21 protein-coding genes and 1 riboswitch are annotated in these 25,408 nt (G+C 60.2%); of the genes, 6 read left to right on the top strand and 15 right to left on the bottom strand.

The window, feature by feature from the left end; genetic code table 11:
* Positions 1-105: 105 nt before the first annotated feature.
* The 7 genes from parC to AC3WK5_RS05160 all read right to left on the bottom strand — a co-directional run bounded on the left by parC (position 106) and on the right by AC3WK5_RS05160 (position 8,240).
* Positions 106-2,370: a DNA topoisomerase IV subunit A gene (parC, locus tag AC3WK5_RS05190; protein ID WP_103316320.1), complete on the bottom strand. Its 2,265-nt coding sequence runs from the start codon at positions 2,368-2,370 to the stop codon at positions 106-108.
* 78 nt (positions 2,371-2,448) lie between these two features.
* On the bottom strand, positions 2,449-3,432 hold the full coding sequence (locus AC3WK5_RS05185) for an esterase-like activity of phytase family protein (protein ID WP_103316321.1): 984 nt from the start codon (positions 3,430-3,432) through the stop codon (positions 2,449-2,451).
* On the bottom strand, positions 3,432-5,336 hold the full coding sequence (parE, locus tag AC3WK5_RS05180; protein ID WP_054595333.1) for a DNA topoisomerase IV subunit B: 1,905 nt from the start codon (positions 5,334-5,336) through the stop codon (positions 3,432-3,434). The genes AC3WK5_RS05185 and parE overlap by 1 nt, the downstream gene beginning before the upstream one ends.
* 42 nt (positions 5,337-5,378) lie before the next feature.
* On the bottom strand, positions 5,379-5,987 hold the full coding sequence (locus tag AC3WK5_RS05175) for a YqiA/YcfP family alpha/beta fold hydrolase (protein WP_103316322.1): 609 nt from the start codon (positions 5,985-5,987) through the stop codon (positions 5,379-5,381).
* A 277-nt stretch (positions 5,988-6,264) separates the two neighbouring features.
* The gene (gene cpdA / locus AC3WK5_RS05170) at positions 6,265-7,080 is read right to left on the bottom strand and encodes a 3',5'-cyclic-AMP phosphodiesterase (RefSeq protein ID WP_103316323.1); all 816 of its coding nucleotides are present in this window, start codon (positions 7,078-7,080) and stop codon (positions 6,265-6,267) included.
* A gap of 99 nt (positions 7,081-7,179) precedes the next feature.
* On the bottom strand, positions 7,180-7,632 hold the full coding sequence (locus AC3WK5_RS05165) for a DUF1249 domain-containing protein (protein WP_019691483.1): 453 nt from the start codon (positions 7,630-7,632) through the stop codon (positions 7,180-7,182).
* The gene (locus tag AC3WK5_RS05160; RefSeq protein WP_103316324.1) at positions 7,623-8,240 is read right to left on the bottom strand and encodes an NUDIX domain-containing protein; all 618 of its coding nucleotides are present in this window, start codon (positions 8,238-8,240) and stop codon (positions 7,623-7,625) included. Before AC3WK5_RS05160 ends, AC3WK5_RS05165 begins: the two co-directional genes overlap by 10 nt.
* 224 nt (positions 8,241-8,464) lie before the next feature.
* On the opposite strand from AC3WK5_RS05160, the gene AC3WK5_RS05155 reads away from it, so the two are divergent.
* On the top strand, positions 8,465-9,211 hold the full coding sequence (locus tag AC3WK5_RS05155) for an RsiV family protein (RefSeq protein WP_103316325.1): 747 nt from the start codon (positions 8,465-8,467) through the stop codon (positions 9,209-9,211).
* On the opposite strand, the gene cytX is transcribed toward AC3WK5_RS05155, so the two are convergent.
* Positions 9,180-10,472 carry a putative hydroxymethylpyrimidine transporter CytX gene (cytX, locus tag AC3WK5_RS05150; protein ID WP_103316326.1) on the bottom strand — a complete coding sequence of 431 codons (1,293 nt, stop codon included), beginning with the start codon at positions 10,470-10,472 and terminating at the stop codon, positions 9,180-9,182. The genes AC3WK5_RS05155 and cytX overlap by 32 nt on opposite strands.
* A gap of 215 nt (positions 10,473-10,687) precedes the next feature.
* On the bottom strand, positions 10,688-12,577 hold the full coding sequence (gene thiC, locus AC3WK5_RS05145; protein ID WP_054595327.1) for a phosphomethylpyrimidine synthase ThiC: 1,890 nt from the start codon (positions 12,575-12,577) through the stop codon (positions 10,688-10,690).
* Between the two features lie 171 nt (positions 12,578-12,748).
* Positions 12,749-12,854: riboswitch (TPP riboswitch) on the bottom strand.
* A gap of 196 nt (positions 12,855-13,050) precedes the next feature.
* On the opposite strand from thiC, the gene AC3WK5_RS05140 reads away from it, so the two are divergent.
* Positions 13,051-14,490 carry a TolC family outer membrane protein gene (locus AC3WK5_RS05140; protein WP_103316327.1) on the top strand — a complete coding sequence of 480 codons (1,440 nt, stop codon included), beginning with the start codon at positions 13,051-13,053 and terminating at the stop codon, positions 14,488-14,490.
* 57 nt (positions 14,491-14,547) lie between these two features.
* Here AC3WK5_RS05140 and waaA read toward each other — a convergent pair whose 3' ends face one another.
* Together waaA and AC3WK5_RS05130 are read right to left on the bottom strand one after the other, a co-directional pair.
* On the bottom strand, positions 14,548-15,822 hold the full coding sequence (gene waaA, locus AC3WK5_RS05135) for a lipid IV(A) 3-deoxy-D-manno-octulosonic acid transferase (RefSeq protein ID WP_103316328.1): 1,275 nt from the start codon (positions 15,820-15,822) through the stop codon (positions 14,548-14,550).
* Positions 15,823-15,845: 23 nt separating this feature from the next.
* Positions 15,846-16,736 (bottom strand): LysR family transcriptional regulator, encoded by an 891-nt coding sequence (locus AC3WK5_RS05130; protein WP_054595324.1) that lies wholly within the window; start codon positions 16,734-16,736, stop codon positions 15,846-15,848.
* A 103-nt stretch (positions 16,737-16,839) separates the two neighbouring features.
* On the opposite strand from AC3WK5_RS05130, the gene AC3WK5_RS05125 reads away from it, so the two are divergent.
* From AC3WK5_RS05125 to AC3WK5_RS05110, 4 genes are all read left to right on the top strand, one after another.
* Complete coding sequence (locus AC3WK5_RS05125) at positions 16,840-17,172, top strand: DMT family transporter (protein ID WP_019691475.1); 333 nt, start codon at positions 16,840-16,842, stop codon at positions 17,170-17,172.
* Between the two features lie 252 nt (positions 17,173-17,424).
* Complete coding sequence (locus AC3WK5_RS05120) at positions 17,425-18,600, top strand: NAD(P)/FAD-dependent oxidoreductase (RefSeq protein WP_103316329.1); 1,176 nt, start codon at positions 17,425-17,427, stop codon at positions 18,598-18,600.
* Positions 18,597-19,409, top strand: a complete 813-nt coding sequence (locus AC3WK5_RS05115; protein WP_103316330.1) for an aldo/keto reductase — start codon at positions 18,597-18,599, stop codon at positions 19,407-19,409. The genes AC3WK5_RS05120 and AC3WK5_RS05115 overlap by 4 nt, the downstream gene beginning before the upstream one ends.
* A 43-nt stretch (positions 19,410-19,452) precedes the next feature.
* Entirely contained in the window at positions 19,453-20,418 is a 966-nt protein-coding gene (locus AC3WK5_RS05110; protein WP_103316331.1) for a metal ABC transporter ATPase, read from the top strand.
* Positions 20,419-20,571: 153 nt separating this feature from the next.
* Here the strand turns inward: AC3WK5_RS05110 and hldE are convergent, their stop codons facing one another.
* The 4 genes from hldE to msbA all read right to left on the bottom strand — a co-directional run bounded on the left by hldE (position 20,572) and on the right by msbA (position 25,401).
* The gene (gene hldE, locus AC3WK5_RS05105; RefSeq protein WP_054595320.1) at positions 20,572-21,993 is read right to left on the bottom strand and encodes a bifunctional D-glycero-beta-D-manno-heptose-7-phosphate kinase/D-glycero-beta-D-manno-heptose 1-phosphate adenylyltransferase HldE; all 1,422 of its coding nucleotides are present in this window, start codon (positions 21,991-21,993) and stop codon (positions 20,572-20,574) included.
* Between the two features lie 103 nt (positions 21,994-22,096).
* Positions 22,097-22,708: an adenylyl-sulfate kinase gene (gene cysC, locus AC3WK5_RS05100; RefSeq protein WP_103316332.1), complete on the bottom strand. Its 612-nt coding sequence runs from the start codon at positions 22,706-22,708 to the stop codon at positions 22,097-22,099.
* Positions 22,701-23,405 carry a sulfotransferase family 2 domain-containing protein gene (locus AC3WK5_RS05095; RefSeq protein WP_103316333.1) on the bottom strand — a complete coding sequence of 235 codons (705 nt, stop codon included), beginning with the start codon at positions 23,403-23,405 and terminating at the stop codon, positions 22,701-22,703. The genes cysC and AC3WK5_RS05095 overlap by 8 nt, the downstream gene beginning before the upstream one ends.
* A gap of 187 nt (positions 23,406-23,592) precedes the next feature.
* Positions 23,593-25,401, bottom strand: coding sequence for a lipid A export permease/ATP-binding protein MsbA (gene msbA / locus AC3WK5_RS05090; protein ID WP_103316334.1), 1,809 nt, complete (start codon positions 25,399-25,401; stop codon positions 23,593-23,595).
* Positions 25,402-25,408: the final 7 nt, after the last annotated feature.

Genomic DNA, 25,408 nt, shown 5'->3' with positions numbered 1-25,408 from the left:
CACGCCCACGTTTGAAAGGCCATATCATCCGTGAATATGGCCTCCGACTCCAGCGCGAAAGCATCGATCTACGGGTTAAATCGTAGATCGAGCACGCTGGACCGCTTAATTGATAGCTTCTACCAATAGTGCATCAACGCGCTGAAAGCCCCGTGGCAGCTTGTTGCCACGGCGTCCGCGCTCACCTTTATAGTGTTCGAGGTCATCGGCTTTAAGCGACAGCGTGCGCTTACCGGCCTGCAATACCAGGGTCGCGCCTTCCGGCAATACCGCGATGTCGGTGACATATTCCTCGCGACTGGCTACACGTTCGCCGGAGATACCGATGATCTTGTTGCCTTTGCCCTTGCCCAGCTGCGGCAGATCGCTGATTTTGAAAATCAGCAAGCGACCTTCGGTGGTGACCGAGGCCAACCAGTTCTGCTCACGGTCAGCGACCGGACGCGGCAGAATCACCTTGGCGTTGTTCGGCAGGCTCAACAGCGCCTTGCCGGCCTTGTTCTTGGCTTGCAGGTCTTCACCCTTGACCACGAAACCGTAACCGGCGTCCGAGGCAATGACATACAGCCCATCGTCTTCAGGCATCAACACGCATTCGAAGGTCGCGCCGGGCGGCGGCGTCAGACGCCCCGTCAGCGGCTCACCCTGGCCACGGGCCGATGGCAGCGTGTGCGCCGGCACCGAATAACTGCGACCGGTGGAGTCGATGAACACCGCAAACTGGTTGGAACGACCGGCCGCTGCGGTCTTGAAGCCGTCCCCGGCCTTGTACGAAAGCCCGGTGGCGTCGATGTCGTGGCCCTTGGCCGAGCGCACCCAACCTTTCTCGGACAGCACTACGGTGACTTTTTCGTTCGGCAGCAGATCGTGCTCGGTCAGCGCTTTGGCTTCGGCACGCTCGACAATCGGCGAGCGGCGGTCGTCGCCATAGGTTTCGGCGTCTTTGATCAGCTCGCTGCGCACCAGCTTCTTCAGCTTGGTTTCGCTGCCCAGCAAGGCTTGCAGCTTGGCTTGTTCCTTGAGCAGTTCATCCTGCTCATCGCGCAGCTTCATTTCTTCGAGTCGCGCCAACTGACGCAGGCGAGTGTCGAGAATGTAGTCAGCCTGGATTTCGCTCAGGGCAAAGCGTTCGATCAGCTTGGCTTTGGGGTGTTCCTCGGTACGGATGATGTGGATCACTTCATCCAGGTTGAGGTACGCGATCAGCAAGCCGTCCAACAGGTGCAGGCGACGCTCGACCTTGTCCAGGCGAAATTGCAAGCGGCGGCGCACGGTCTGAACCCGGAACTCCAGCCATTCCACCAGCAACGCTCGCAGATTCTTCAGCTGCGGCTTGCCGTCCAGGCCAATGATGTTGATGTTGACCCGGTAGCTCGACTCCAGCTCGGTGCTGGCAAACAGGTGCTGCATCAACGCTTCATGATCGACCCGGCTGTTGACCGGAATGATCACGATACGGCATGGGTTCTCGTGGTCCGACTCATCGCGCAGGTCCGCCACTTGCGGCGCCTTGGACGGCTTGGCCTGCATCATCGCGGCAATCTGTTCCAGCACTTTGGCACCGGAGACCTGATGCGGCAGCGCGGTGACGACAATGTCGCCGTCTTCGATGTGATACACGGCGCGCATGCGCACCGAACCGCGACCGGTTTCGTAGATTTTCAGCAGGTCGGCGCGCGGTGTGATGATTTCCGCTTCGGTCGGATAATCCGGGCCCTGGATGTGCTCACAGAGCTGCTCGACCGTGGCTTTCGGTTCATCGAGCAAACGCACGCAGGCCGTGGCGACTTCCCGCAGGTTGTGCGGCGGAACGTCGGTGGCCATACCCACGGCGATGCCAGTGGTGCCGTTGAGCAGGATGTTCGGCAAACGTGCTGGCAATACCAGCGGTTCATCGAGGGTGCCGTCGAAGTTCGGGCCCCAATCCGCCGTGCCCTGGCCCAGTTCGCTGAGCAGCACTTCGGAATAACGCGACAGGCGCGCCTCGGTGTAACGCATGGCCGCGAAGGATTTCGGATCGTCCGGCGCACCCCAGTTACCCTGCCCGTCCACCAGCGTGTAGCGGTAGCTGAACGGCTGGGCCATCAGCACCATGGCTTCGTAGCACGCCGAGTCGCCGTGCGGGTGGAACTTGCCGAGCACGTCACCGACCGTACGCGCGGACTTCTTGTGCTTGGAGTCAGCGTCCAGCCCCAACTCGCTCATGGCGTAGATGATACGCCGCTGTACAGGTTTCAAGCCGTCGCCGATGTGCGGCAAAGCACGGTCCATGATCACGTACATGGAGTAGTTGAGGTAGGCATTTTCGGTGAAGTCGGCCAGTGAACGGCGTTCAACGCCGTCCAGGCTGAGATCCAGGGAGTCGCTCATGCGGGCCTCATCAGTTCGTTGTCTGGCGCAGCAACAAGGTGCCACTGCGCTGGGTAAATTCAAGTTTTTTCAGGATGCTCACGACTTGGCGTCCCAGCCGCCTTGCGGCGCGGCAAAGCGCCAGACAATCGGCCGGGCTTCGCCATCCGCGCGAGCACCATTGTTGTTGTCGATGCCGATCCAGGCGCCATCAACGTCGACCACCAGTGCTTCGGCAAGACCATAGGGCTGTGAATAGCGTCGATGTTCCTGCAAGGCTTCAGCCGCAAATGACCAGCAGCGCTCGACCTTGGCGCTCAGCGCATCGCGACGGCAGATTTGAAACGCATTGCGTTCCAGGGTGAAGAGCTTGCCGTTGAACAGTGCCAGATCCGCAAAATCCTTGGATACCGGCTTGGCATTGGGAAATGGCGCGGGCTGCATTTCCTTGCCAGCTTCGCTCAACAGCACACAGCTGCCGTCACAGTCCCAGACGGTCTGTTGGCGCTTGACCAGCAACAAACCACGCCGCTCGCGCTCGGCTGCCAGCCATAGCTGATCACCTTGCGGACTGATCGCCAGCCCTTCGAACAGCGCGTTGAAATGCAGCAACATGCCGCTGGCTCGCGCTTCGCGAACCATGATCGGTGAAATTTTCAGCCACGCGGCTGGCCCCTGTACCGGCACTTGCAGCACCGCCGCATGGGCTTCACTGACGATGTAGCGGTTACCGGCCTTGTCGCAGGTGATCCCCTCGAAGTCCAGGTTTCCACCGCGCACGAACGATGCCGCCCAGGTGCGCGACTTCAGCCCCCAGGGCAACCCGCTGTCAGGCACCGGCGGCACATTGATGCGCACGGTTTCGGCCTGCCAGACGCGCTCGCTGGTATCGAGCCGGTAGATCTGATCATCATCACGATCGGAAACCGCCCACAGGTCTTTGCCGCATTGCGCCAGCCCCGACAAGTTACCGCCGCGCATGCCGTCCACGGCGTGCTCGGCAACCAGCGTCAGTTCCGGCGCAGGCTCCGCCGCAACGGCGGACGCCAACAACAGCAACGCGAGGGCGAAACCGCTCCGCATCAGCCCAGAACCTCGGCCAGATTACCTTTGGACTCCAGCCAGGACTTACGGTCGCCGGCGCGTTTTTTCGCCAGCAGCATGTCCATCATTTCCGAGGTGGCTTCGAAATCATCCAGCGTCAGTTGCACCAGACGTCGAGTGTTCGGGTCCATGGTGGTTTCACGCAGTTGCGGCGGGTTCATTTCACCCAGACCTTTGAATCGGGTGACCTGCGGCTTGCCGCGTTTCTTCTCGGCCACCAGGCGATCGAGAATGCCATCGCGCTCGGCTTCATCGAGGGCGTAGTAAATCTCTTTGCCGAGGTCGATACGGTACAGCGGCGGCATCGCCACATAGACGTGACCGGCGTCCACCAACGGCCGGAAATGCTGGACGAACAAGGCACACAGCAAGGTCGCGATGTGCAGACCATCGGAGTCGGCGTCGGCGAGGATGCAGATCTTGCCGTAACGCAGCTGGCTCATGTCCGCAGCGCCCGGATCGACACCAATGGCCACGGCAATGTTGTGCACTTCCTGGCTGGCCAGCACTTCGCTGCCATCGACTTCCCAGGTGTTCAGAATTTTCCCGCGCAGCGGCAGGATCGCCTGGAACTCTTTGTCCCGCGCTTGCTTGGCCGAACCGCCGGCGGAATCACCTTCCACCAGGAACAGCTCGGAACGCATCGGGTCCTGCCCGGCGCAATCGGCGAGCTTACCCGGCAAGGCCGGTCCTTGGGTGATGCGTTTGCGCTCGACCTTTTTGCTGGCCTTCAAACGGCGGCCGGCGTTGTTGATTGCCAGTTCAGCCAGTTGCAGGCCCAACTCGGGATTCGCGTTGAGCCACAGGCTGAAAGCGTCCTTGACCACACCGGAAACAAACGCCGCCGCCTCGCGGGACGACAGACGCTCTTTGGTCTGGCCGGAGAATTGCGGCTCCTGCATTTTCATCGAGAGGACGAAGGCAATGCGCTCCCAGACATCTTCCGGTGCCAGTTTCACGCCACGCGGCAGCAGGCTGCGGAACTCGCAGAACTCACGCATTGCGTCGAGCAAGCCCTGTCGCAAACCGTTGACGTGAGTTCCGCCCTGGGCCGTCGGGATCAGGTTGACGTAGCTTTCCTGCACGCTATCGCCACCTTCAGGCAGCCACAGCAGCGCCCAGTCGACCGCTTCTTTATTACCGGCCAGGCTGCCGCAGAAAGGCTCGTCGGGCAGACGTTCGAATTCGCTGACTGCATCGACCAGGTAGGAACGCAGACCGTCTTCGTAATGCCATTCGACTTTTTCGCCGGTGGCCTTGTCTTCAAAGCTGACCAGCAGCCCCGGGCACAACACAGCCTTGGCCTTGAGGACGTGCTTGAGACGGCTGATGGAAAATTTCGGTGAGTCGAAGTATTTCGGGTCCGGCGCGAAGTACACGCTGGTCCCGGTGTTGCGCTTGCCAACGGTGCCGACCACTTCCAGGTCGGTGGCTTTGTAGCCATCGGCGAAGGTCATCTGGTACTCGTTGCCATCGCGTTTGACGCGTACCCGGACCTGAGTCGACAGGGCGTTGACCACCGAAATACCCACCCCGTGCAAACCGCCGGAGAACTGGTAGTTTTTGTTCGAGAACTTGCCGCCGGCGTGCAGTTTGGTGAGGATCAGCTCGACGCCCGAGACGCCCTCTTCGGGGTGAATGTCCACTGGCATGCCACGGCCGTCATCGCTGACTTCCAGGGAATGGTCGGCATGGAGAATGACCTGCACCGATGTCGCATGCCCGGCCAAGGCTTCGTCGACACTGTTGTCGATGACTTCCTGGGCAAGGTGGTTCGGCCGACTGGTGTCGGTGTACATGCCGGGGCGTTTGCGCACCGGGTCGAGGCCCGAGAGGACTTCGATGGCGTCTGCGTTATAAGAGCTAGCGCTGGGAGTGGCCATGGGGTCTCGTCGTCAGTCGTTCATGAAAATAGGGGCGAAGGTTCACAGTGCTGTGAAATCGATCGCCTGGTACACATCTGCGCCGATGCCGGCAAAACTCAACAGGGCCGGCAATTGCCCGGCGAACCCCTGGAAACTATGGTCGCCGCCGGCCTGGATACGCAAGGCACAGGCTCGGTAATACTGCTGGGCGAGGCGATAGTCCAGCGTTTCGTCCCCGGTTTGCAACCACACCTGAAACCGCTGCGGGTCCTGGGGTGCCGGCACTTCCAGCTCGGCCAGTGCCGTCACGTGGTCGTGGGTCAATTCCCAGGTCTCTTCGGTATACAGGTTCTTCTGCGTGCCCAGGTATCCGTCGAACATCCGGTGCGGGCTGACGGCAGGGTTGATCAACAGGGCCTTGAGGCCATGGCGCTCGGCAAGGTGAGTGGCATAGTAGCCGCCGAGGGAGCTGCCGACCAGCAGTGGCCGCCCCATCCTGGCAATCGCCTGTTCCAGCTGACCGATGGCCTCGCGTGGATGGTGATGCAAGGCCGGCACCTGCAACTGATCGCCCAGACCCAGACGATCCATCACGTCGACCAGCTGACAGGCCTTTTTCGACGCGGGTGCGCTGTTGAAACCGTGGATATAGAGGATCGAACCAGACATGCGAGCTCCCTGTGAGGCGGGCAAAGATGCCGCAGTTTACAGGGAGTCGGCCGGGGTTTGGTGCATCGTTCTATTGAAAAGACTGCACAGTGGAAATCGGCTGCATCTGCAAGAGTCAGGTCGGTTGCCAGTCCGTCTTCGCGAGCAAGCCCGCTCCCACATTTGATCTCACGTGTTCACAAAAAGTGTGCTCACAGCAGACCTATTGTGGGAAGGGCCGGGCGACGTTCGCTTGCTCGCGAAGGGCGCGACTCGGTTTTCCTGAGCCACAAAAATCTCAGTAGCCGTTGGAGCCATAATCGACTTTGAAGTCGAACCCGGTCACCCGCTCGACCCCGGTTTCCAGCCGTCCGTCCGGCAGCAACCGCAACCAGCGATAGCCTGGTGCCAGGGTATCGACCTTGAAGTCCACACTGCCGGGCTCGAACTGGATGCACGTCGATGGCGAAGCGATCAACCGCACATCGTTGCGCAACTGATCGATTTCCTGATGCACATGCCCCCAGAGCACTGCCCGCACCTGCGGGAAGCGATCGAGCACGGCAAACAGGGCGTCCGGGTTGCGCAGGCCAATCGGTTCCATCCAGGCACAACCGATGGACACCGGATGATGGTGCAAGCACACCAGATGATGGCGCTCCGGCGCTTCGCTCAGGGCGCGCGCGAGCAATTGCAGTTGGTCATCCTGCAAATACCCGGGCACCGAGCCCGGTACTGCCGAATCCAGCAAGGTGATCCGCCAGTTACCGATGTCCACGATGGGCTCCAGCAACTGACTCTGGACCGCGGCCTGGGCCATGATCTGCGGCTCATCGTGGTTGCCGGGAATCCAGCGCGCGGGCGCATCGATCTGCCGGGTCATCTCGCGAAACTGCTGATACGACTCAAGCGTTCCATCCTGGGACACGTCGCCACTGGCGATCATCAGATCGATGTGCGGCTGTTGTGCCAGCACCAACTCGATAACCTTTTGCAGACTGTCGCGGGTGTTCATGCCCAGCAACGTCTTATCCGCCTCGGCGAACAGATGGCTGTCAGAGAGCTGCACCAGCAACACGGCATCGTTGGCTGTCAGAGTGGATACGCTCGGCAAGGCGTTCTCCCAAGGCGTGATCACGGAAATGGATGAATGGCGCAATTATGCTGGGGGAAATTGAAAAGAGGAAACCCGTGAACCAGACGCAGTTCACAACTAACGCACAACTTCAAACTCATGCCCGCAGGCCAGGCAATGACTCAGCCACTCGCCGAGAAACACATTGAGCTGGGCCTTTTCATCCGGCTGATGCATCAACGCATTCGGATAAGGATAGATGCCGCGAAAGCGCCGCGCATGTTCGGCACTGATGACTTCGGCCATGCGCGCGTCGTGGTACACCTGCACTTCCAGTTGCGGCACCGGCAGCCATGGCAGACTGTGTTCCTGGCGCACTCGCAGGGTCGTGGTGTACGGACATGCCTGCAACACTTCCAGCATCAGCACGCCCAGCATCTGCTCACCCTGAGTCATGGCAATGCGCCGGGCAGCAGGCTGGTTGCGCATCTCCGGTAACAGGCGCATCAGTCGGGCGTAATTGGCCTCGCAGGCGCTTTGCAGCCCCACAAGGTCGACCCGATAACGATCGCGCTGTTTGTTTACGACCATAACCCCCTCACTTCAACGCGGTTCAAAGCCAGCCATTGCAAGGCAATAATGCTCGCCGCGTTGGAAATCCGTCCATCACGTACGGCTTGCAGGGCATCTTCGAAATCCCAGACCGTCACGCGAATATCTTCTGCTTCCTCCACCAGCCCATGCAGGCCGCCGGCCCCGTTACTGTTACACCGCCCCAGATACAAGTGCACGTATTCGGTGCTGCCACCGGGCGACGGAAAATAATTGAGCATCGGCCACAGCGCAGTGAATACAAGCCCAGCTTCCTCCTGCGCTTCGCGGTGAGCAACTTCTTCCGGATGTTCATCCTTATCGATCAGACCGGCGACCAGTTCGACCAGCCACGGGTTATCCGTCTTGCCCAATACACCGGCGCGAAATTGCTCGATCAATACCACCTCGTCCCGCTGCGGATCGTAAGGCAGGACACACACGGCATCATGACGAACGAACAACTCGCGGCTGATCTCGCGACTCATGCCACCGGCAAACAGCTCATGACGCAGGTGCACGCGATCAAGCTGGTAAAAACCCTTGAAGCAGTTTTCGCGGCGTACAACGTCTACGATGGTCGGAGTGGCATTGGCAAAATCAGTCATAACAATCCTCGTTTACTGTCAATCCGTCCGGAGCTCCCCCCCAGGCTTCGCGCCATCCTAACGCGCCCGCATCGTTTGATGCAGCCTCTTTGCCGTCAGCGGGATAGACGGCAAGGGGTGAAAACAACTCTAATTGACTCTAATTAGCTTAGTGGCGAACCGACCGCACCGCAGGCAGTCGAAGACCCTGAATTTTGCCTTTCTCTGATTCATGAAGGACGCCCATGTCGCTGTTGAAAATCGCCTCCGTGGCCTGTATCGCCCTCACGCTCGGCGCCTGCCAAAGCCTGTTCCAACCCAGCTATCGGGCACAAGTGACATCCACTCGCGATGCGTCCGAGCAGGTCAAGCCGGGGTGCGACGGCCCCGACTGCCCGCTGGTGAATATCGACACGGTGCATTTCCCGACCGACCCGCAACTGGACCGGATCGTCGAACAGCGCCTGCTGCAAATGACCCGCACCTCACCGGGCGCGGCGCTACCCGTCTCCCTCAACGCCTACCGCGAACAGTTCCTGCGTGAGTCAGGCGATCGCAACAGCGTCTACTTGCAAGCCAAGGTACGTGAGCAGCATGACGGACTGGTGATCATTGAAGTGTCCAGCTATCTGGACACAGGCGCGGCCAATGGCACGCCGGGGCGGGGCTTTATCAACTACTCGCGCCAGCTGCAAAAAGAGCTGAGCCTGAGCGACATGCTCTTGCCGGGGCAGGAAGTGGCGTTCTGGAAGACCGCACAAGTTGCGCACAATAGCTGGCTGATCAATTCGCAACTGGATCGGGATCCGGACTTCGTCAAAAGCTGGCCGTTCCAGAAAACCCCGAACGTGGCCTTGACCAGCGCCGGGGTGGTGCTCAAGTACAACGTCGCGACCATCGCGCCCTATTCGAGTGGCCTCATCGAGATGACCATCCCCTACGCTCGCCTCAAGGGTCAGATCAAGCCTGAGCTGGTGCCGGAGCGTAGCTAAAAACCCGACCCAGCAGCAGTTGCAGCAGCCCTGCCACTACCAGCGATGGCAGGGTTGCGCCGACCTCCGGATACAGATTCGCCAGCAAGTGATAGGTGCTCACCCCGCCCAGCCAGGCGAGTAACGCCGGCCAGCGCAAGGCGGCTGACGCAATGTGAGCACTGCGCTTGCGCAGGATGAAGTGATCCACCAGCACCACGCCGAACAGTGGCGCAAACACCGAGCCGATCAACAACAGGAAGTTCTGGTACTGGGCCAATGGCGCCAGGCACGCGATCAAGGTGCAGATCACCCCGATGGCCAAGGCCAGGTGCTCGACTTTCATGCGCAACAGAATCCCGCTGGAGACCGCCGCCGAGTGAATGTCGGCGAAAGCGTTTTCCGACTCGTCAAGCAGGATCAGCAACAGCGGAATGCCCAAACCGGCACCGGCCAGCGCCAACAGCAAGGCATTGACTTCACCACTCGGGGCAAACGCCAGGGTGTAGGCAACGCCCAGGCTCATCAGCCAGAAGTTACCAATGAAGAAGCCCAGCGCCGTACCGCCGAATACGCTTTTCGCACGCTTGCCGAAACGCGAGTAGTCGGCAATCAGCGGCAGCCACGACAGCGGCATGGCGATGGCAATATCAAAACCCACGGCGAATGGCATCGAACCGTCTCCGGCCTGTGCCCACAGCGCGGCCAGATCGGCTTTGGTGAAGAGGTTCCAGGTCAGCCAGGTGCACGCCGCCAGCAACAACCAGATGCCCCATTTGCGCAGGATCTGACGGACAAACGTCAACGGACCGCTGACGGCGAGCAAGGTCGCCAGGACGCCGAACACCAGCGTCCAGAGCAATGGATTGGCCATCAAGCTAGCGTCGCTGAACGCACGGGCGCCGAGCAGGCTGGCCGCGTCGCGCATGACGATGATTTCGAACGAACCCCAACCGATCAGTTGCAGCAGGTTCAACAGCGCCGGTAGGCTCGCACCGCGAGTACCGAGGCTCAGTTTGAGTGCAGCCATGGCCGACAGGCCGGTATCGCTGCCGATCACCCCGACGCACGCCAGCAGCAGAACACCGACCAGCGTGCCCAGAAAAATTGCCAGCAACGAGCCCGACAAGCCCAACCCCGGCGCCAGCAAGGCCCCGGTCTGCAAGACCATCAGACCAATGCCGAGGGAGAACCACAGGGAGAACAGATCGCGGGCACCGAACACGCGCTGGGCCAGAGGCACGGCGTGGTCGGGAGAATAGGTACTGGGTTTAATGCTCAAGGGGGGTTATCTCAGAGGAACATTTGTTGTTGTGGATCGTCAGATCCCCTGTGGCGAGGGGGCTTGCCCCCGTTGGACTGCGAAGCAGTCCCAAAGCAAACGACTGAGCCCTGTCAGTTAGAACTCGTCGCCGGATTTACGACCGCTTCGCGGCCGAGCGGGGGCAAGCCTCCTCGCTACAGAGTTGCCGGCGCCTCTGGAGGCGCCGGCAAAAATCAAACCTTCTTGTACAACTGACTGCCTTCCTGCTTGAAGCGCTCAGCCTGTTCGGCCAGACCTTGGGCGACTTCGGCATCGACGGTTTCGATCCGCTGGTTGGCCGCATACTCGCGAACTTCCTGGGTGATTTTCATCGAGCAGAATTTCGGCCCGCACATCGAGCAGAAATGCGCGACCTTGGCCGAGTCTTTCGGCAGGGTTTCATCGTGGTACGAACGCGCGGTGTCCGGGTCCAGGCCCAGGTTGAACTGATCTTCCCAGCGGAATTCGAAACGCGCCTTGCTCAAGGCGTTGTCGCGGATCTGTGCGCCCGGATGTCCTTTGGCCAAGTCTGCCGCGTGGGCGGCGATCTTATAGGTGATGATCCCGGTCTTCACGTCATCCTTGTTCGGCAGGCCCAAGTGCTCCTTCGGCGTGACGTAGCAGAGCATGGCGCAACCGAACCAGCCGATCATTGCCGCGCCGATGCCCGAGGTGATGTGGTCGTAACCCGGTGCGATGTCGGTGGTCAATGGGCCGAGGGTGTAGAACGGCGCCTCGTCGCAGCACTCGAGCTGCTTGTCCATGTTCTCCTTGATCAACTGCATCGGCACGTGGCCCGGGCCTTCGATCATGGTTTGCACGTCGTGCTTCCAGGCGATCTTGGTCAGCTCGCCGAGGGTTTCCAGCTCACCGAATTGCGCTTCGTCGTTGGCATCGGCAATCGAGCCAGGACGCAGACCATCGCCCAGCGAGAAGCTGACGTCGTAGGCCTTCATGATTTCGCAGATGTCTTCGAAATGAGTGTAGAGGAAGTTCTCTTTGTGGTGCGCCAGGCACCACTTGGCCATGATCGAACCGCCACGGGAAACGATCCCGGTCACGCGCTTGGCGGTCATCGGCACGTAGCGCAGCAACACGCCAGCGTGGATGGTGAAGTAGTCGACGCCCTGCTCGGCCTGCTCGATCAGCGTGTCGCGGAACAGCTCCCAGGTCAGGTCTTCGGCAGCGCCACCGACTTTTTCCAGGGCCTGATAGATCGGCACGGTACCGATCGGCACTGGCGAGTTGCGGATGATCCACTCACGGGTTTCGTGAATGTGCTTGCCGGTGGACAGGTCCATGACCGTGTCCGAGCCCCAGCGAATGCCCCAGGTCAGTTTCGCCACTTCTTCTTCGATGGACGAGCCCAGCGCGCTGTTGCCGATGTTGCCGTTGATCTTCACCAGGAAGTTACGGCCGATGATCATCGGTTCCAGTTCGGTGTGGTTGATGTTCGCCGGAATGATCGCGCGACCGCGGGCGATTTCTTCACGGACGAATTCCGGGGTGATGATTTTCGGCACGCTGGCGCCGAAGCTGTGACCGGCGTGTTGCTGATCCAGCAGACCTGCGGCGCGGGCCACTTCGAGCTTCATGTTTTCGCGGATGGCGACGTATTCCATCTCGGCGGTGATGATGCCTTTGCGGGCGTAGTGCATCTGGCTGACGTTGGCACCCGGCTTGGCGCGGCGCGGGTTGTTGACGTGAGCGAAACGCAGCTTGGTCAGCTCCGGATCGGCGAGGCGTTCCTGGCCGAAGTTCGAGCTCAGGCCGGCCAGGCGCTCGGTATCACCACGGGCTTCGATCCACGGCGAACGCACGTCACCCAGGCCTTTGCGCACATCGATGATGACGTTGGGGTCGGTGTACGGACCCGAGGTGTCGTAGACCACGACCGGCGCGTTGATCTCGCCGCCGAAATCGGTGGGGGTCACGTCGAGGCTGATTTCGCGCATCGGCACGAGGATGTCCGGGCGAGAGCCCTGAACATAAATTTTTTGCGAGCGGGTAAAGGGCTGAACCGATTGCTGATCGACTTTGGCCGAGTCACTCAGATTGATCGCATTTTTTGATTTTGTAGTCATCACGGGCTCTCCAGACTTCATCCAGGCAGTGGAATTTTGTCGGAGCGAACCTGTAACGAATGGACGCAGCCCACCAGTGAAGACTCCAGCTGGATGAGTGCTGTGCTGAGTGCACGAGGGTTGTTCGATTGTCGAACAACATCCCGGACGAAGCACAAGAGGACTCGCCGGGTGACGAGAAATCTTGTTCCCTACGCAGGCTTAAACCTGATCAGGTTCAACGGGATCCGAAATTATTCGATCTCAGCCTCATAGCAAGGCACCCCGACAAGAACCCGGCCAGTCTAGACACAACTGGCAAAGAACGCCAACACCGGTGCATACAGCGTGATGAATGGCGTAATTACAGGATTGTTGCCGCAGGTTGGCGCATCTACACTCGCAGCGCCATGCCGCGCCTTGACGCTGCCGGGCGTGCGCCGTAGCCTTGGCGCTCAAATTACCACTGTAATATTCACTCTAGGGATCGCCTCATGCTGCGCAAACTCTCACTGGCTCTTGCCGTGTCTTGTGCGTCCAACGGAATGGCCTGGGCAGCAGAAGCGCCATTATCGAGCAATACCGATTTGGTCAGCGTCTACCAGGAAGCTGTCGACAACAACGCCGACCTGGCCGCCGCCCGTGCCCAATATGGCGCGCAAAAGGAAGTCGTGCCCCAGGCCCGCGCCGGTCTGCTGCCGAACCTCTCGGGTAGCGCCGAGGTCGCCGATGTCCGGACGAAAATCGACCAACCATCGGCTATTGCCAATCGCAGTGCCCACTTCTATCAAGCAACGCTGGCCCAGCCGTTGTTCCGCGCCGATCGCTGGTTCCAGCTCCAGGCAGCCAAGGATGTCAACGAGCAAGCGGCGTTGCAACTTTCGGCGACCGAGCAGAACCTGATCCTGCAAAGCGCCGAAACCTACTTCAACGTGCTGCGCAGTCAGGACAACCTTGCCTCGACCAAGGCCGAGGAAGCCGCGTTCAAGCGCCAGCTCGATCAGTCCAATGAGCGTTTCGATGTCGGCCTCTCGGACAAGACCGACGTGCTGCAATCACAAGCCAGTTACGACACCGCGCGCGCCAACCGGATTCTCGCCCAGCGCCAGGTGGATGATGCGTTCGAAGCACTGATCACCCTGACCAACCGTCAGTACAACTCGATTCAGGGCATCGTCCACACCTTGCCGGTCCTGCCGCCAGCGCCGAACGACGCCAAGGCCTGGGTCGACACTGCCGCCAAACAGAACCTCAATCTGCTGGCCAGCAACTACGCAGTCAGCGCGGCAGAAGAAACGCTCAAGCAGCGCAAGGCCGGCCACGCACCGACCCTCGACGCCGTGGCGCAGTACAAGACCGGTGACAACGATGCGCTGGGCTTCAGCAACCCGAGCGCCTTTGGTCAACCGTACGGCGGCACCGTCTCGCAAAGCACGGTCGGCCTGCAATTGAACATTCCGATTTACAGTGGCGGGCTGACCAGCTCGCAGGTTCGCGAGTCGTACTCGCGCCTGGACCAAAACGAACAGCAACGCGAAGCACTGCGTCGGCAAGTGGTGGAAAACACCCGCAACCTGCACCGTGCGGTGAACAGCGATGTCGAGCAGGTGCAGGCACGTCGCCAGTCGATCATCTCGAACCAAAGCGCGGTGGAAGCCACGGAGATCGGTTATCAGGTAGGCACGCGCAATATCGTCGACGTACTCGACGCCCAGCGCCAGCTGTACACCTCGGTGCGCAACTACAACAACAGCCGCTACGACTACATTCTCGACAACCTGCGCCTGAAGCAGGCGGCCGGCACCCTGAGCCCGGGCGACTTGCAGGACCTGAAGCGTTATCTCAAGGCCGACTACAACCCGGACAAGGACTTCCTGCCGCCGGACCTGGCCAAGGCTGCAGCGGAACAGCTGAAGGCCAATCCCGGCCAGTAAAAAACCAACCCTTTGGTGAGGGAGCAAGCTCCCTCACCAAAGGTGTCAGGTTCAGAATCAGTTGATCAACCGCCCCAACCCATCCAGCAATCGCTGCAAGGCGCCCTGATTGGCGCGCATCACGTTCAGCCCCGCCTCTGCCATCCGCTGCGCATCGCGTGGCAATTCAAACAGTCGCTGCACCGCCAGTGCCAGCCCGTGGGCGTCATCCACTTCCTGCAACGCCTGGGCACTGCGCATCAATGCAGCGATCTCAAGGAAGTTGAACAGGTGCGGCCCGCTCAGCACCGGTTTGGCCAGCGCCGCCGGCTCCAGCAGGTTATGCCCGCCATTCGGCACCAGGCTACCGCCAACAAACGCACTGTCGGCCAAGGCGTAGAGAAACAGCAACTCGCCCATGGTGTCACCGAGCAACACTGAGGTGCTGGCGCTGACCATTTCGCCGGTCGAACGACGGATCGTGTTGAAACCTTGCTGCTGGCAAAGTTCGAACACCGGATTAAAGCGTTCGGGGTGACGCGGCACCAGAATCAGCAGCGCATCCGGATGGCTGGCGAGCAATTGTCGATGCGCCGCCAGCACCACTTCGTCCTCACCTTCATGGGTACTCGCGGCGATCCATACCGGCCGCTCGACCGCTTGCCATTGCTGACGCAACTCGGCGGCCCGTTGCAACAACAGTGGGTCGATGCGCAAATCGAACTTGATCGAGCCGGTCACTTCGACCGTTTCGGCACGCGCGCCTAACTGTCGAAAACGTTCAGCCTCGGCTTCGGTCTGCACTGCGAACAGACTCATTTCGGCCAGCATCGGCTGCGTCAGCTTGCTGAAACGGCCATAGCCTTTGGCCGAGCGTTCCGAAAGCCGGGCATTGGCCAGCGCCACCGGGATCCCGCGTTTGGCGCACTGATGAATGTGGTTGGGCCAGAGTTCGGTTTCCATGATCACCGCCAGTTTCGGCTGAACCCGGTCGAGAAACCGCGCCGCCGCACATGGCAGATCGTAAGGCAGGTAGCAGTGCTGGATGCGTGGTTCGTTAGCGAACATTGCGTGAATCCGCTCGGACCCGGTCGGGGTCATACAGGTCACGGTGATCGACAGCTGTGGATAACGTTCGAGCAACCCGCGAATCATCGGGGCCGCGGCAATGCTTTCGCCAACCGACACCGCATGCACCCAGATGCCACCAGGTTTCATCACCGGCAAGCCGATGGAGAAGCGCTCACCGATACGCTTGGCGTACGCCGGTGCCTTGCGCGAGCGCAGCCACAGCCGAATCGCTACCAGTGGCAGCCCCAGGTAAAACAGCGCGGTGTAGAGAGTTCTATTCATGGCGGCGGAGTTTATCGGCTTTTTTAGCCGATCGCCTGCAAGTGCACGGCAAAACGTTCCGCCAACCAACGCGCCGCCGGTCCCAGCGGTTCATCACGCCGCCAGACCAACTCCACCACCAACGCTGGCGGGGTCCATTCGCTGACCAGTTCGACCATCTGCCCCTGATACGCCGGGTACTGCACCACATGCCGCGGCAGCCAGCCCCACCCCAGGCCACGCATCAGCCACTCGGCGAGAACGTAGAAACTGTCGGCGCGCCAGACTTGCGGGCTGGCTTGTTCACTGCCGGGGTAGACGCTGGAATGCGTGGCCATCAGCAGTTGTCGATGCTGCGCCATCTGCTGGCAATTGACCTGCCCTTCTACGGCCAGCGGATGCCCGACTCCGCACACCGTGACCATCTCGACGCTGCCCAGCACCCGACGTTCCAGGGCTTCGGGAATCTGTTCGTGATAAAACAGCAAGCCCAGATCGGCCCGGCGCTCCACCAGTTTGCGCGCCACATCGCCCTGAGCGGCGCTGGCCAGTTGCACTTCCAGACTGGGAAATTGCTCGGCCAACGCTTCGAGGCTATCGAGCACCGGCTGATAAGGCATGGCCTCATCCTGCGCCAGACGCAGCCGCGCTTCCTGACCGCGCATCAACGCCAGCGCCCGCCCATTGAGACGCTCGCACTGGCGCAGCACTTCTCGCGCTTCTTCGAGCAACGCGCTGCCTGCCTCGGTCAAGCGCGGCTGGCGGCCGCTACTGCGATCAAACAGGTTCAGGCCAAGGTCTGCCTCAAGCAGTGCAATCGCACTGCTGACCGCCGACTGTGCCTTGCGTTGATCGCGCGCGACCGCCGAAAACGAACGCTGCTCGGCCACGCTGACGAACAAACGCATCTGCTCCAGATTCCATAACACACTCATGGCTCAACCCATCTTCAAATCAGATAGGTAATGACTTTACCCCATCTCGAAAGCCTCTAAAATGCCGACCTCATCAAGCAGGCCAAAATACGAGGATCACACCATGAACGCTTACTACCTCCTGGCTATCGCCATCTGCGCCGAAGTGATCGCCACCGTATCGATGAAAGCGGTCAAGGGCCTGAGCACACCACTCCCTTTGCTGTTGATCATCGTCGGTTACGGCATTGCGTTCTGGATGCTGACCCTGGTGGTGCGCACCATTCCGGTTGGCGTCACCTACGCGGTATGGGCCGGCATGGGGATCGTGATGGTCAGCATCGCGGCGCTGTTTCTCTACGACCAGAAACTCGACATCCCGGCCATGCTTGGTATGGCGCTGATCGTCCTGGGCGTGGTGGTCATCCAGCTGTTCTCGAAAACTGCCGGACACTAAACCCCGATACCGCTCCATTGTGGCGAGGGAGCTTGCTCCCGCTGGGTCGCGACGCGGCCCCAAAACCTGATATCGCGGTTTTGGGGATAAACCGCATCGGTTCATTTGCGGCTGCTGCGCACCCGAGCGGGAGCAAGCTCCCTCGCCACAGGTTTGTGCGTGGCCTGACCAACCACCTATTGATCGCCAGCAAAACCTCTATTCGTCGAGTCTGTATACTGCGCCTCTAGTCCTGAACTCTGAGGTCGCTGCATGCCATCCGTTATTTCCACCGACGTACTGATTGTCGGCGCTGGTGTCGCCGGCCTCTGGCTGAACGCACGCCTGCGTCGTCAGGGTTTCTCGACCGTACTGGTGGAAAGTGCCAGCCTCGGCGGCGGGCAGAGTGTGAAGTCCCAGGGGATCATCCACGGCGGCGCCAAGTACGCGCTGCATGGCGCGTTGACCGGCGCTTCCGAAGCGATTGCCGACATGCCGCGCCGTTGGCGTGCAGCGCTGGCCGGCGACGGCGAGCTGGACCTGTCCGGCGTACGTCTGCTGTCCGAAGCCCACTATTTGTGGTCCCCCGGCACCCTCGCCGGCAACCTCACCAGTTTCTTCGCCAGCAAAGCGGTGCGCGGTCGGGTTGATCAGGTCAAAGGCGAGCAACTGCCGCCGGCCCTGCAAGACAAGCGCTTTAAGGGCAAGGTCTATCGCCTGGCAGAACTGGTGGTCGATGTGCCAAGCCTGATCGGGCGTCTGGCGGAGCTTGCCGGTGACGGCCTGCTGGCCGGGCAGAAGATCGAGCCACTGCTGGAAAACGGCGAACTGGTCGGCCTGCGCGTTGACGAGCGTGAGATCCGTGCACAGCGCATCGTTCTCAGCGCTGGCGCTGGCAACGCTGACTTGCTCACGGCGCTCGGCCTGAGCCAGCCAGCCATGCAACGTCGACCGCTGCACATGGTCATCGTCAAAGGCCCGAGCCTGAAACCGCTCTACGCCCACTGCCTGGGCGGCGGGCCGAAGCCGCGCATCACCGTCACCACCCACCCGGCCGCCGATGGTCAATGGGTCTGGTACCTGGGCGGCGATATCGCCGAAGCCGAAGGCGTGGCCCGCGAACCTGCCGCGCAAATAGCCGCCGCGCAGAAAGAACTCGGCAACCTGTTGCCGTGGGTCGACCTCAGCCAGGCGCAATGGGCGACCTTGCGGGTCGAGCGCGCCGAGCCACTGCAATCGGGCCTGAGCCGACCCGACAACGCCTTCCTCGCCGAGCAGGATCGCCTGCTGGTGGGCTGGCCGACCAAACTGGCGCTGGCACCGGACTTCGCTGACCGGGTAATGGCGTCGCTGCAACGCGACGGTATCCAGCCAAGCCATCCGGCGCCGTTGCCAACCCTGCCAAAACCGCCGATGGGCGTGCCTGCCTGGGAACAATTGCTGCCATGAGCCAAGCCACCCTGCACGATCTGCATCGCCCGCTGGGCAGCACTGGCCTGCTGGTTTCGCCATTGGGCCTGGGCACGGTGAAACTTGGTCGCGATCAAGGGGTGAAATACCCCAACGGCTTCCTGATCCCGGACGATGATGAAGCCCGCAGGCTGCTCAAGCTGACCCGCGAGCTGGGCATCAACCTGATCGATACCGCGCCCGCCTATGGCCGCAGCGAAGAACGCCTCGGCCCGCTGCTGCGCGGTCAGCGTCAGGAGTGGGTGATTGTCAGCAAGGTCGGTGAAGAATTCGCCGACGGCCTGTCGCACCACGACTTCAGTGCTGCCCACACGCGCTTTTCCATCGAGCGCAGCCTGAAACGCCTGGAAACCGACTTCATCGACCTGGTGCTGGTGCATTCGGATGGTAACGACCTGGCGATTCTCAACGACTGTGAGGTCTACCAGACCCTCGCCGAGCTCAAGCGCGAGGGCAAGATTCGCGGGTTCGGGTTTTCCGGCAAAACTGTCGATGGTGGGTTGAAGGCTCTGGAACAAGGTGATTGCGCCATGATCACCTACAATCTCAACGAGCAGGCCGAGCGGCCGGTCATCGACTACGCTGCTGCCCACGGCAAAGCCATTCTGGTGAAGAAGGCTCTGGCCAGCGGTCACGCCTGCCTCAGCCCCGGCGTAGATCCCGTACGCGCCAGCTTCGAGCTGTTGTTTGCGCAACCCGGTGTCGCCAGTGCTATTGTCGGGACCATTAATCCGCTGCACCTCGCCCACAATGTGGCGACTGTTGCTCAAGTCCTACGTAGTCGTTGAACAGCCGCCACAGCGGCCGACCCCGACGCAAGAAGGAGCCGACATGCCGCGAACGCTCATAAGAAAGAATCCCAGCAACTTCAAGACCCTGCCGTTATACGTCGAAGCGACTCCCGAAGGCCTGAGTTATCAGAGTGTCGGCAGGCCGCTGAATTTCTCCCAGACCCTGCAACGTCGGCGCCCGGTCACGGTGGCCAATCCAGAACATTTTTCGCTGGAGTTGGCCAACCTCGGCGTCTCGGTACGGCTGACTCTGCACTGGCAGAATCGCGATTACTGGGTGCTGGTCCGCCAGCGCCGTCAGGACCGTGGCGACGTGGTGCTCAAACTGATCTCGGGTTATGTACCGGCTCACGAGCTGAACCTGCCGTTGCACACGGCGATTCAGGAGATCGCCGAGGAATGCCTGCTGGAAACCCCCGAAGGCTGGCTTGGCGGGCGCTTCAATGACACCTGGCTGCCCGCGCCCTACGCCAGCGCGTTGCATTACCGCGAGGCGCTGCCGTTCCGCCTGACGCCGCTGTCTGGCGCTGCACGTCCGGTGCGCTGCGCCAACATGCAGTTGATCGAACGTCCACGGGCCTACGTGCATCTGCCCACGGCGTCGTTGCAGTTGATCTACGATTTGCGCCTGGACGTGCCCAAGGAAACCAAATCCCTGAGCCTGTTTCATGTCGATGAACGCCTTGAAGGCGATCAACTTGTCGCGCGGCTGGATCGCAAGCGCCCCGACCTGTACCTGATGCCGCTTGAGGATGGCCAGCCATTGCCCGAGCTCTATACCCTGAAAAAAGATCAGCTCTATCCGGCCAGCACACGCGGACTGTACCTGGCAGAAAGTTTTGCCCAACAGGAAGGCTGGCTGGTGCGTGACGAGCGGATTCGCTGGAAGGACTGGCTCAGGCAGCAAGGCTTGAGCCAACCGGGCAAGGCATCGGGTTTCAGCCGATTGACCGGCAAGGCCAAACTGCTGCTGAAGAAAATCGTGCCACGCAAGGTGGCAAGATAGGACGAGCACCACATAGCTGTGGCGAGGGAGCTTGCTCCCGCTGGGCCGCGAAGCGGCCCTAAAACCCGCCATTGAGTTTCTACAGATACACCGCGTTTGCTGGTTTTACGCCTGCTGCGCAGGCGAGCGGGAGCAAGCTCCCTCGCCACAGTTTCAGGTCTTGCGGATTTTTTCGACAATTGCGGTCGTCGAGCTGTTTTCCACCAGCCCCAGCACTTTCACTGTTCCGCCATAAGCGCTGACGATGTCGGCGCCGACCACTTGGTCGATCCCGTAATCGCCGCCCTTGACCAGCACGTCTGGCTTGACCTGTGCCAGGAGGTTTTCCGGAGTGCCTTCAGAGAAGCTGATCACCCAGTCCACCGCGCCCAGACCCGCCAATACCGCCATGCGTCGGTCAACACTGTTGATCGGCCGCCCAGGACCTTTCAAGCGGCTCACCGACGCATCGTCGTTGACCGCAACGATCAAACGATCGCCCTGCGCCCGCGCCTGCTCCAGGTAGGTCACATGGCCCGCATGGAGGATGTCGAAGCAGCCATTGGTAAAGACGATCTTCTCTTTGTGCGCACGCGCATCGTCGACGGCCAGCAGCAATTGCTCCAGGCCCAGGACACCCCGTTCGGAACCTTCTTCACGCTGAATCGCGCGACGCAACTCCGGAGCACTGATCGCTGCCGTACCCAGCTTGCCGACCACGATGCCAGCGGCCAGGTTGGCCAGGGCCACCGCGTGCGGCAGTTCTTCGCCAGCAGCGATCGCCGCCGCCAGGGTAGAAATCACCGTATCACCGGCACCAGTCACGTCGAACACCTCACGGGCCCGTGCGGGCAAGTGCAGCGCCGGATGATCAGGACGCAGCAAGGTCATGCCGTGCTCGCCACGCGTGACCAGCAAGGCGCCCAGATCCAGGTCATGCATCAGCTTCGCACCCTTGCTGACCAGATCGTGCTCATCGGCACAACCGCCAACAATGGTTTCAAACTCGCTGAGGTTCGGGGTGATCAGGCTGGCACCGCGGTAAATCGAGAAATCCTTGCCTTTGGGATCCGCCAGCACCGGAATACCACGGGCACGTGCAGCCTGGATCAACACCTGGTGGTTCTTCAGCGCACCTTTGCCGTAGTCGGACAACACCAGCACCTTGATGCCTTCGAGCAGGCCGTCGACTTCAGCCCCGAGCGCCAGCGCGTCGGTGGCAAACGGTTCTTCGAAATCGATACGCAGCAATTGCTGGTGACGACTCATGACCCGAAGTTTGACGATGGTCGGCTGATGCGCGATGCGCTGGAACAATGCACGTACACCGGCGCCTTTTAGGCTATTGGTCAGGCTATCGGCGGCCTCGTCATCACCGGTCACACCGACCAGGGACGCCGGCGCGCCGAGCGCGGCAATGTTCAAGGCAACGTTGGCAGCACCGCCCGGGCGGTCTTCGATTTGCTCGACCTTGACCACCGGCACCGGCGCCTCAGGAGAAATCCGTGAGGTACCACCATGCCAGTAACGGTCGAGCATGACATCGCCGACCACCAAGACAGGGGCTTGATCGAATCGCGGCATGGACAACTTCATGGTGCAACCCACATACAAAATGAACAGGGGCGCGATATTAGCACAGGGTGAACGCTGCCTAGTTCGACAGCTTCAACAGGTGTGCATTACGCCGCTACATTGTTCATTTTTTAAACAAAACAGCCAGGACGTGCTGCACGGCGTCGGCCAGTCCAACCTCGTCGGTGTTGATTTCGCAGTCCGCCTGCCGCGGTGCTTCATAAGGGCTGTCGAGACCGGTGAAGTCCTTGATTCGCCCCTGCAGTGCAGCTTGATACAAACCCTTGGGATCGCGCCGGGCGCAGATGTCGAACGGCGTGCTGACATATACCTCAAGAAACTCGTCCGTGCGGAACAAGGCTCTGGCCGATGCTCGATCAGCCTGAAACGGCGAAATCGCCGAGACAATCACAATCAACCCCGCGTCGACCATCAACCGCGCCACTTCGGCAATACGCCGGATATTTTCCTTGCGCGCTGCAGCGCCCATACCCAGGTCATTGCACAAACCGTTGCGCACGTTGTCGCCATCCAGCACAAAGGTGTGGCGCCCCTGCTCATTGAGCTGCAACTCGAGTGCATTGGCCAAGGTCGACTTGCCAGCGCCCGACAGCCCCGTCAGCCACAGGCAACACGGTTGCTGATGCTTGAGCGCTGCTCGGGCCGAGGGCGACAACGACAATGCAAAGGGGCGAATGTTCGACGAATGTGCAGCAATAAGCGGCGACTCATTCATAACCCAGCACCTCGTAATCACGCTGATAGGCACGCCGTACCAGGCGCCGTGTGCGCACCGAGCAAAAATCGCGTACGGGCTCAGCGCGACGCTCTTGCGAGATATTCAGATGAGGCAACGATGACGTCATGCCGAGATGCTGGCAGAGCAGTTGAAAGTCACGTTCCAGGTGTTCCTGATAGCCGACGAAATCCATCGCCATGCGCCCCATGGAGTCATTCAAAAAGTCGGTTTGCGGTGCGAAATGAAGCTGTTTACGGATGTTATCCGGGTGCAACCAATGCCCGACGAAATCATCAAAATCCCGGTAACTGTTGACCAACAGCCGAGCCGATTCATCCCGTTGCGGCAACTGCTTGCCGCGCAAATAGGCATAGGCGGAATAAGCCCGCTCCAATGGATCGCGGACAAACGCAAACTTGAAACTGCGTGCGTAGTGTTCGGGAAACTGCTGTTCGTACCAGTACAGCGGCAGGTGTCCGGGCGCCCAACCATTGAACAACGCCGAGCACACGCTGCTGCCGGCACATTTCGGAACATGGATGAACAGGCATGAACGCTGCTGAAAGTGCGCAGGAAAAACGGTATTGCCTGACATCGACTTGTTCACGGCTTGCCGGTCAACGACCGACAAACGGCCCAGCAAAAAGGTGCGCTGTGTTTTGGGGAGTAGTTTCCAGAGGTGACGTTGCAACATTCCAGTCCCCGCACGAGAAGGTTGTCCTTCCCGTTTGCATTCACAATCGAAGCAGGAACCATAACAAGCACGGCACGCAGAATTATTTAGGCTTGGTCAAGTATGTAAAGGGCTGGATACAAATCGTCGGACGCGTTGCGCGCCCGGGAGGCTGACAGGGTGAGCGATGCTCACCCTGGCGTCGAGCTCAGGCTATGTCCGCCGGAGATGGTTCGTCCAGTCCCATGGCATGCAGACGCGAGTAGTACCCGCCTTGTGCCAGCAGTTGGGCGTGAGTACCGCGCTCGACGATTTCACCGTGGTCCATTACCAGGATCAGATCGGCCTTTTCGATAGTCGACAGACGGTGCGCGATCACCAGCGTGGTACGACCCTTCATGACCTTATCCAGCGCTGCCTGAATATGCCGCTCGGACTCGGTGTCCAGTGCCGAAGTCGCCTCATCGAGAATCAGCAACGGTGCGTTTTTCAACAAGGCGCGAGCAATGGCCAGACGCTGACGTTGACCACCGGACAGCAATACCCCGTTCTCACCGACCTCAGTGTCCAGGCCGTTTGGCAACTGGGAGATGAAGTCCATCGCATAGGCATCTTCTGCAGCCTTCTCGATGTCTGCACGAGGAGCCCCGGCCAGATCACCGTAGGCGATGTTGTTGGCCACGGTATCGTTGAACAGGGTGACGTGTTGTGTGACCTGAGAGACATGCTTGCGCAGGTTACGCAGGCGGTAGTCTTCGATCTCTACTTCATCGAGCAGTATTTGCCCCGTTTCATGATGGTAGAAACGCGGGATCAGGCTGGCCAGCGTCGACTTGCCGCTTCCCGAGCGTCCAACCAGTGCGATCATCTGCCCCGGTGTCGCAGTGAAGCTGATGTTTTTCAACACCTCGCGATCAGTGCCCGGGTAAGTGAAACTCAGGTTGTGTACATCCAGGCGACCGCTGATACGCTCGCGCTCGATGGTGCCAGCATCGAGCTCCGGCTCGACATCAAGCTGCTCGAAAATGCTTTCAGCACCGGCCACGCCTTTCTGAATAGTCGAGCTGACTTCGGACAGCTGACGAATCGGCTTGGGCAACAGACCCGCAGCCGTAATATAGGCCACCAGATCACCGGCCGTCGCATCACCACGCAGAAACAGCACCAGGAACATCAATGCGGCCATGGCGCTATAAATCACCAGTTGCAGTGCAGGGGTATAGATCGCACTGGTTCTGGTCATGCGCAGTTGCTTGTCGGTGTTGCTCTGACTGGCTCTGGCAAAGCGCTGTTGCTCGTAGCTTTCACCACCGAAGCTGCGCACCACGCGATAGCCCTGAATGGTTTCGGACGCGACGTGAGTCACGTCGCCCATCGCCACCTGAATCTTCTTGCTCTGCTTGCGAAATTTCTTGCTGGTATTGCCGACCATGAAAGAAATCAGCGGCAGAATTGCCAGCATCACCAAGGTGAGCTTCCAGTTCATCCACAACAGGTAGCCGAACAGAAAAACTACGGTCAGACCTTCGCGAATCACCACTTTAATGGCGTCTGTTGCAGCACCGGTCACCATGGTCACGTTGAAGGTGATACGGGAAATCAGATGCCCGGAGTTGTGGGTATCGAAATAACGGTTAGGCAACACCAGCAGCTTGTTGAACAACTCTACCCGCAAGTCATGAACCAGCCCCAGGGAAACCCTGGCCAGGTAGTAGTTACTCAGGAACGAACCAAGCCCTTGCCAGGCCGCGATCAAGATGATCAACAGCGGCACGGCAACCAGCAACTTCAACTCCCGCAGATACGGAGTGTGAGGAAAGAGCACTGCTTCAGGGTTGCTCAAGCCATCGACGAAATATTTGAGAATCCCGGCCAGCATCGGCTGCGTGGAGGCAAATATCACAAAACCCACGATACTCAACAGGAAAATGCCAACGTAGGGTTTTACATACCCCAACAGTCGCAAATAGATTTTCAGGCTTGATTCCTGTTCCGCATTGGGCGGTGCTGCACTCATCGTAGAG

The organism is Pseudomonas sp. FW306-02-D09B (assembly GCF_058782685.1).
Note: the sequence above shows the minus strand (reverse complement) of the source record. Positions and strands in the feature narration are given on the sequence as shown.

What these genes read in the sequence shown, in the direction of transcription:
- AC3WK5_RS05115 (WP_103316330.1), top strand. Translation starts at nt 18,597, where the DNA reads ATGAGCCAAGCCACCCTGCACGATCTGCATCGCCCGCTGGGCAGCACT.
- AC3WK5_RS05120 (WP_103316329.1), top strand. Translation starts at nt 17,425, where the DNA reads ATGCCATCCGTTATTTCCACCGACGTACTGATTGTCGGCGCTGGTGTC.
- AC3WK5_RS05175 (WP_103316322.1), bottom strand. Translation starts at nt 5,987, where the DNA reads ATGTCTGGTTCGATCCTCTATATCCACGGTTTCAACAGCGCACCCGCG.
- AC3WK5_RS05095 (WP_103316333.1), bottom strand. Translation starts at nt 23,405, where the DNA reads ATGTTGCAACGTCACCTCTGGAAACTACTCCCCAAAACACAGCGCACC.
- thiC (WP_054595327.1), bottom strand. Translation starts at nt 12,577, where the DNA reads ATGACTACAAAATCAAAAAATGCGATCAATCTGAGTGACTCGGCCAAA.
- AC3WK5_RS05185 (WP_103316321.1), bottom strand. Translation starts at nt 3,432, where the DNA reads ATGCGGAGCGGTTTCGCCCTCGCGTTGCTGTTGTTGGCGTCCGCCGTT.
- AC3WK5_RS05165 (WP_019691483.1), bottom strand. Translation starts at nt 7,632, where the DNA reads ATGGTCGTAAACAAACAGCGCGATCGTTATCGGGTCGACCTTGTGGGG.
- msbA (WP_103316334.1), bottom strand. Translation starts at nt 25,401, where the DNA reads ATGAGTGCAGCACCGCCCAATGCGGAACAGGAATCAAGCCTGAAAATC.
- AC3WK5_RS05160 (WP_103316324.1), bottom strand. Translation starts at nt 8,240, where the DNA reads ATGACTGATTTTGCCAATGCCACTCCGACCATCGTAGACGTTGTACGC.
- AC3WK5_RS05125 (WP_019691475.1), top strand. Translation starts at nt 16,840, where the DNA reads ATGAACGCTTACTACCTCCTGGCTATCGCCATCTGCGCCGAAGTGATC.
- AC3WK5_RS05155 (WP_103316325.1), top strand. Translation starts at nt 8,465, where the DNA reads ATGTCGCTGTTGAAAATCGCCTCCGTGGCCTGTATCGCCCTCACGCTC.
- waaA (WP_103316328.1), bottom strand. Translation starts at nt 15,822, where the DNA reads ATGAATAGAACTCTCTACACCGCGCTGTTTTACCTGGGGCTGCCACTG.
- AC3WK5_RS05140 (WP_103316327.1), top strand. Translation starts at nt 13,051, where the DNA reads ATGCTGCGCAAACTCTCACTGGCTCTTGCCGTGTCTTGTGCGTCCAAC.
- AC3WK5_RS05110 (WP_103316331.1), top strand. Translation starts at nt 19,453, where the DNA reads ATGCCGCGAACGCTCATAAGAAAGAATCCCAGCAACTTCAAGACCCTG.
- cysC (WP_103316332.1), bottom strand. Translation starts at nt 22,708, where the DNA reads ATGAATGAGTCGCCGCTTATTGCTGCACATTCGTCGAACATTCGCCCC.
- parC (WP_103316320.1), bottom strand. Translation starts at nt 2,370, where the DNA reads ATGAGCGACTCCCTGGATCTCAGCCTGGACGGCGTTGAACGCCGTTCA.
- hldE (WP_054595320.1), bottom strand. Translation starts at nt 21,993, where the DNA reads ATGAAGTTGTCCATGCCGCGATTCGATCAAGCCCCTGTCTTGGTGGTC.
- parE (WP_054595333.1), bottom strand. Translation starts at nt 5,336, where the DNA reads ATGGCCACTCCCAGCGCTAGCTCTTATAACGCAGACGCCATCGAAGTC.
- AC3WK5_RS05130 (WP_054595324.1), bottom strand. Translation starts at nt 16,736, where the DNA reads ATGAGTGTGTTATGGAATCTGGAGCAGATGCGTTTGTTCGTCAGCGTG.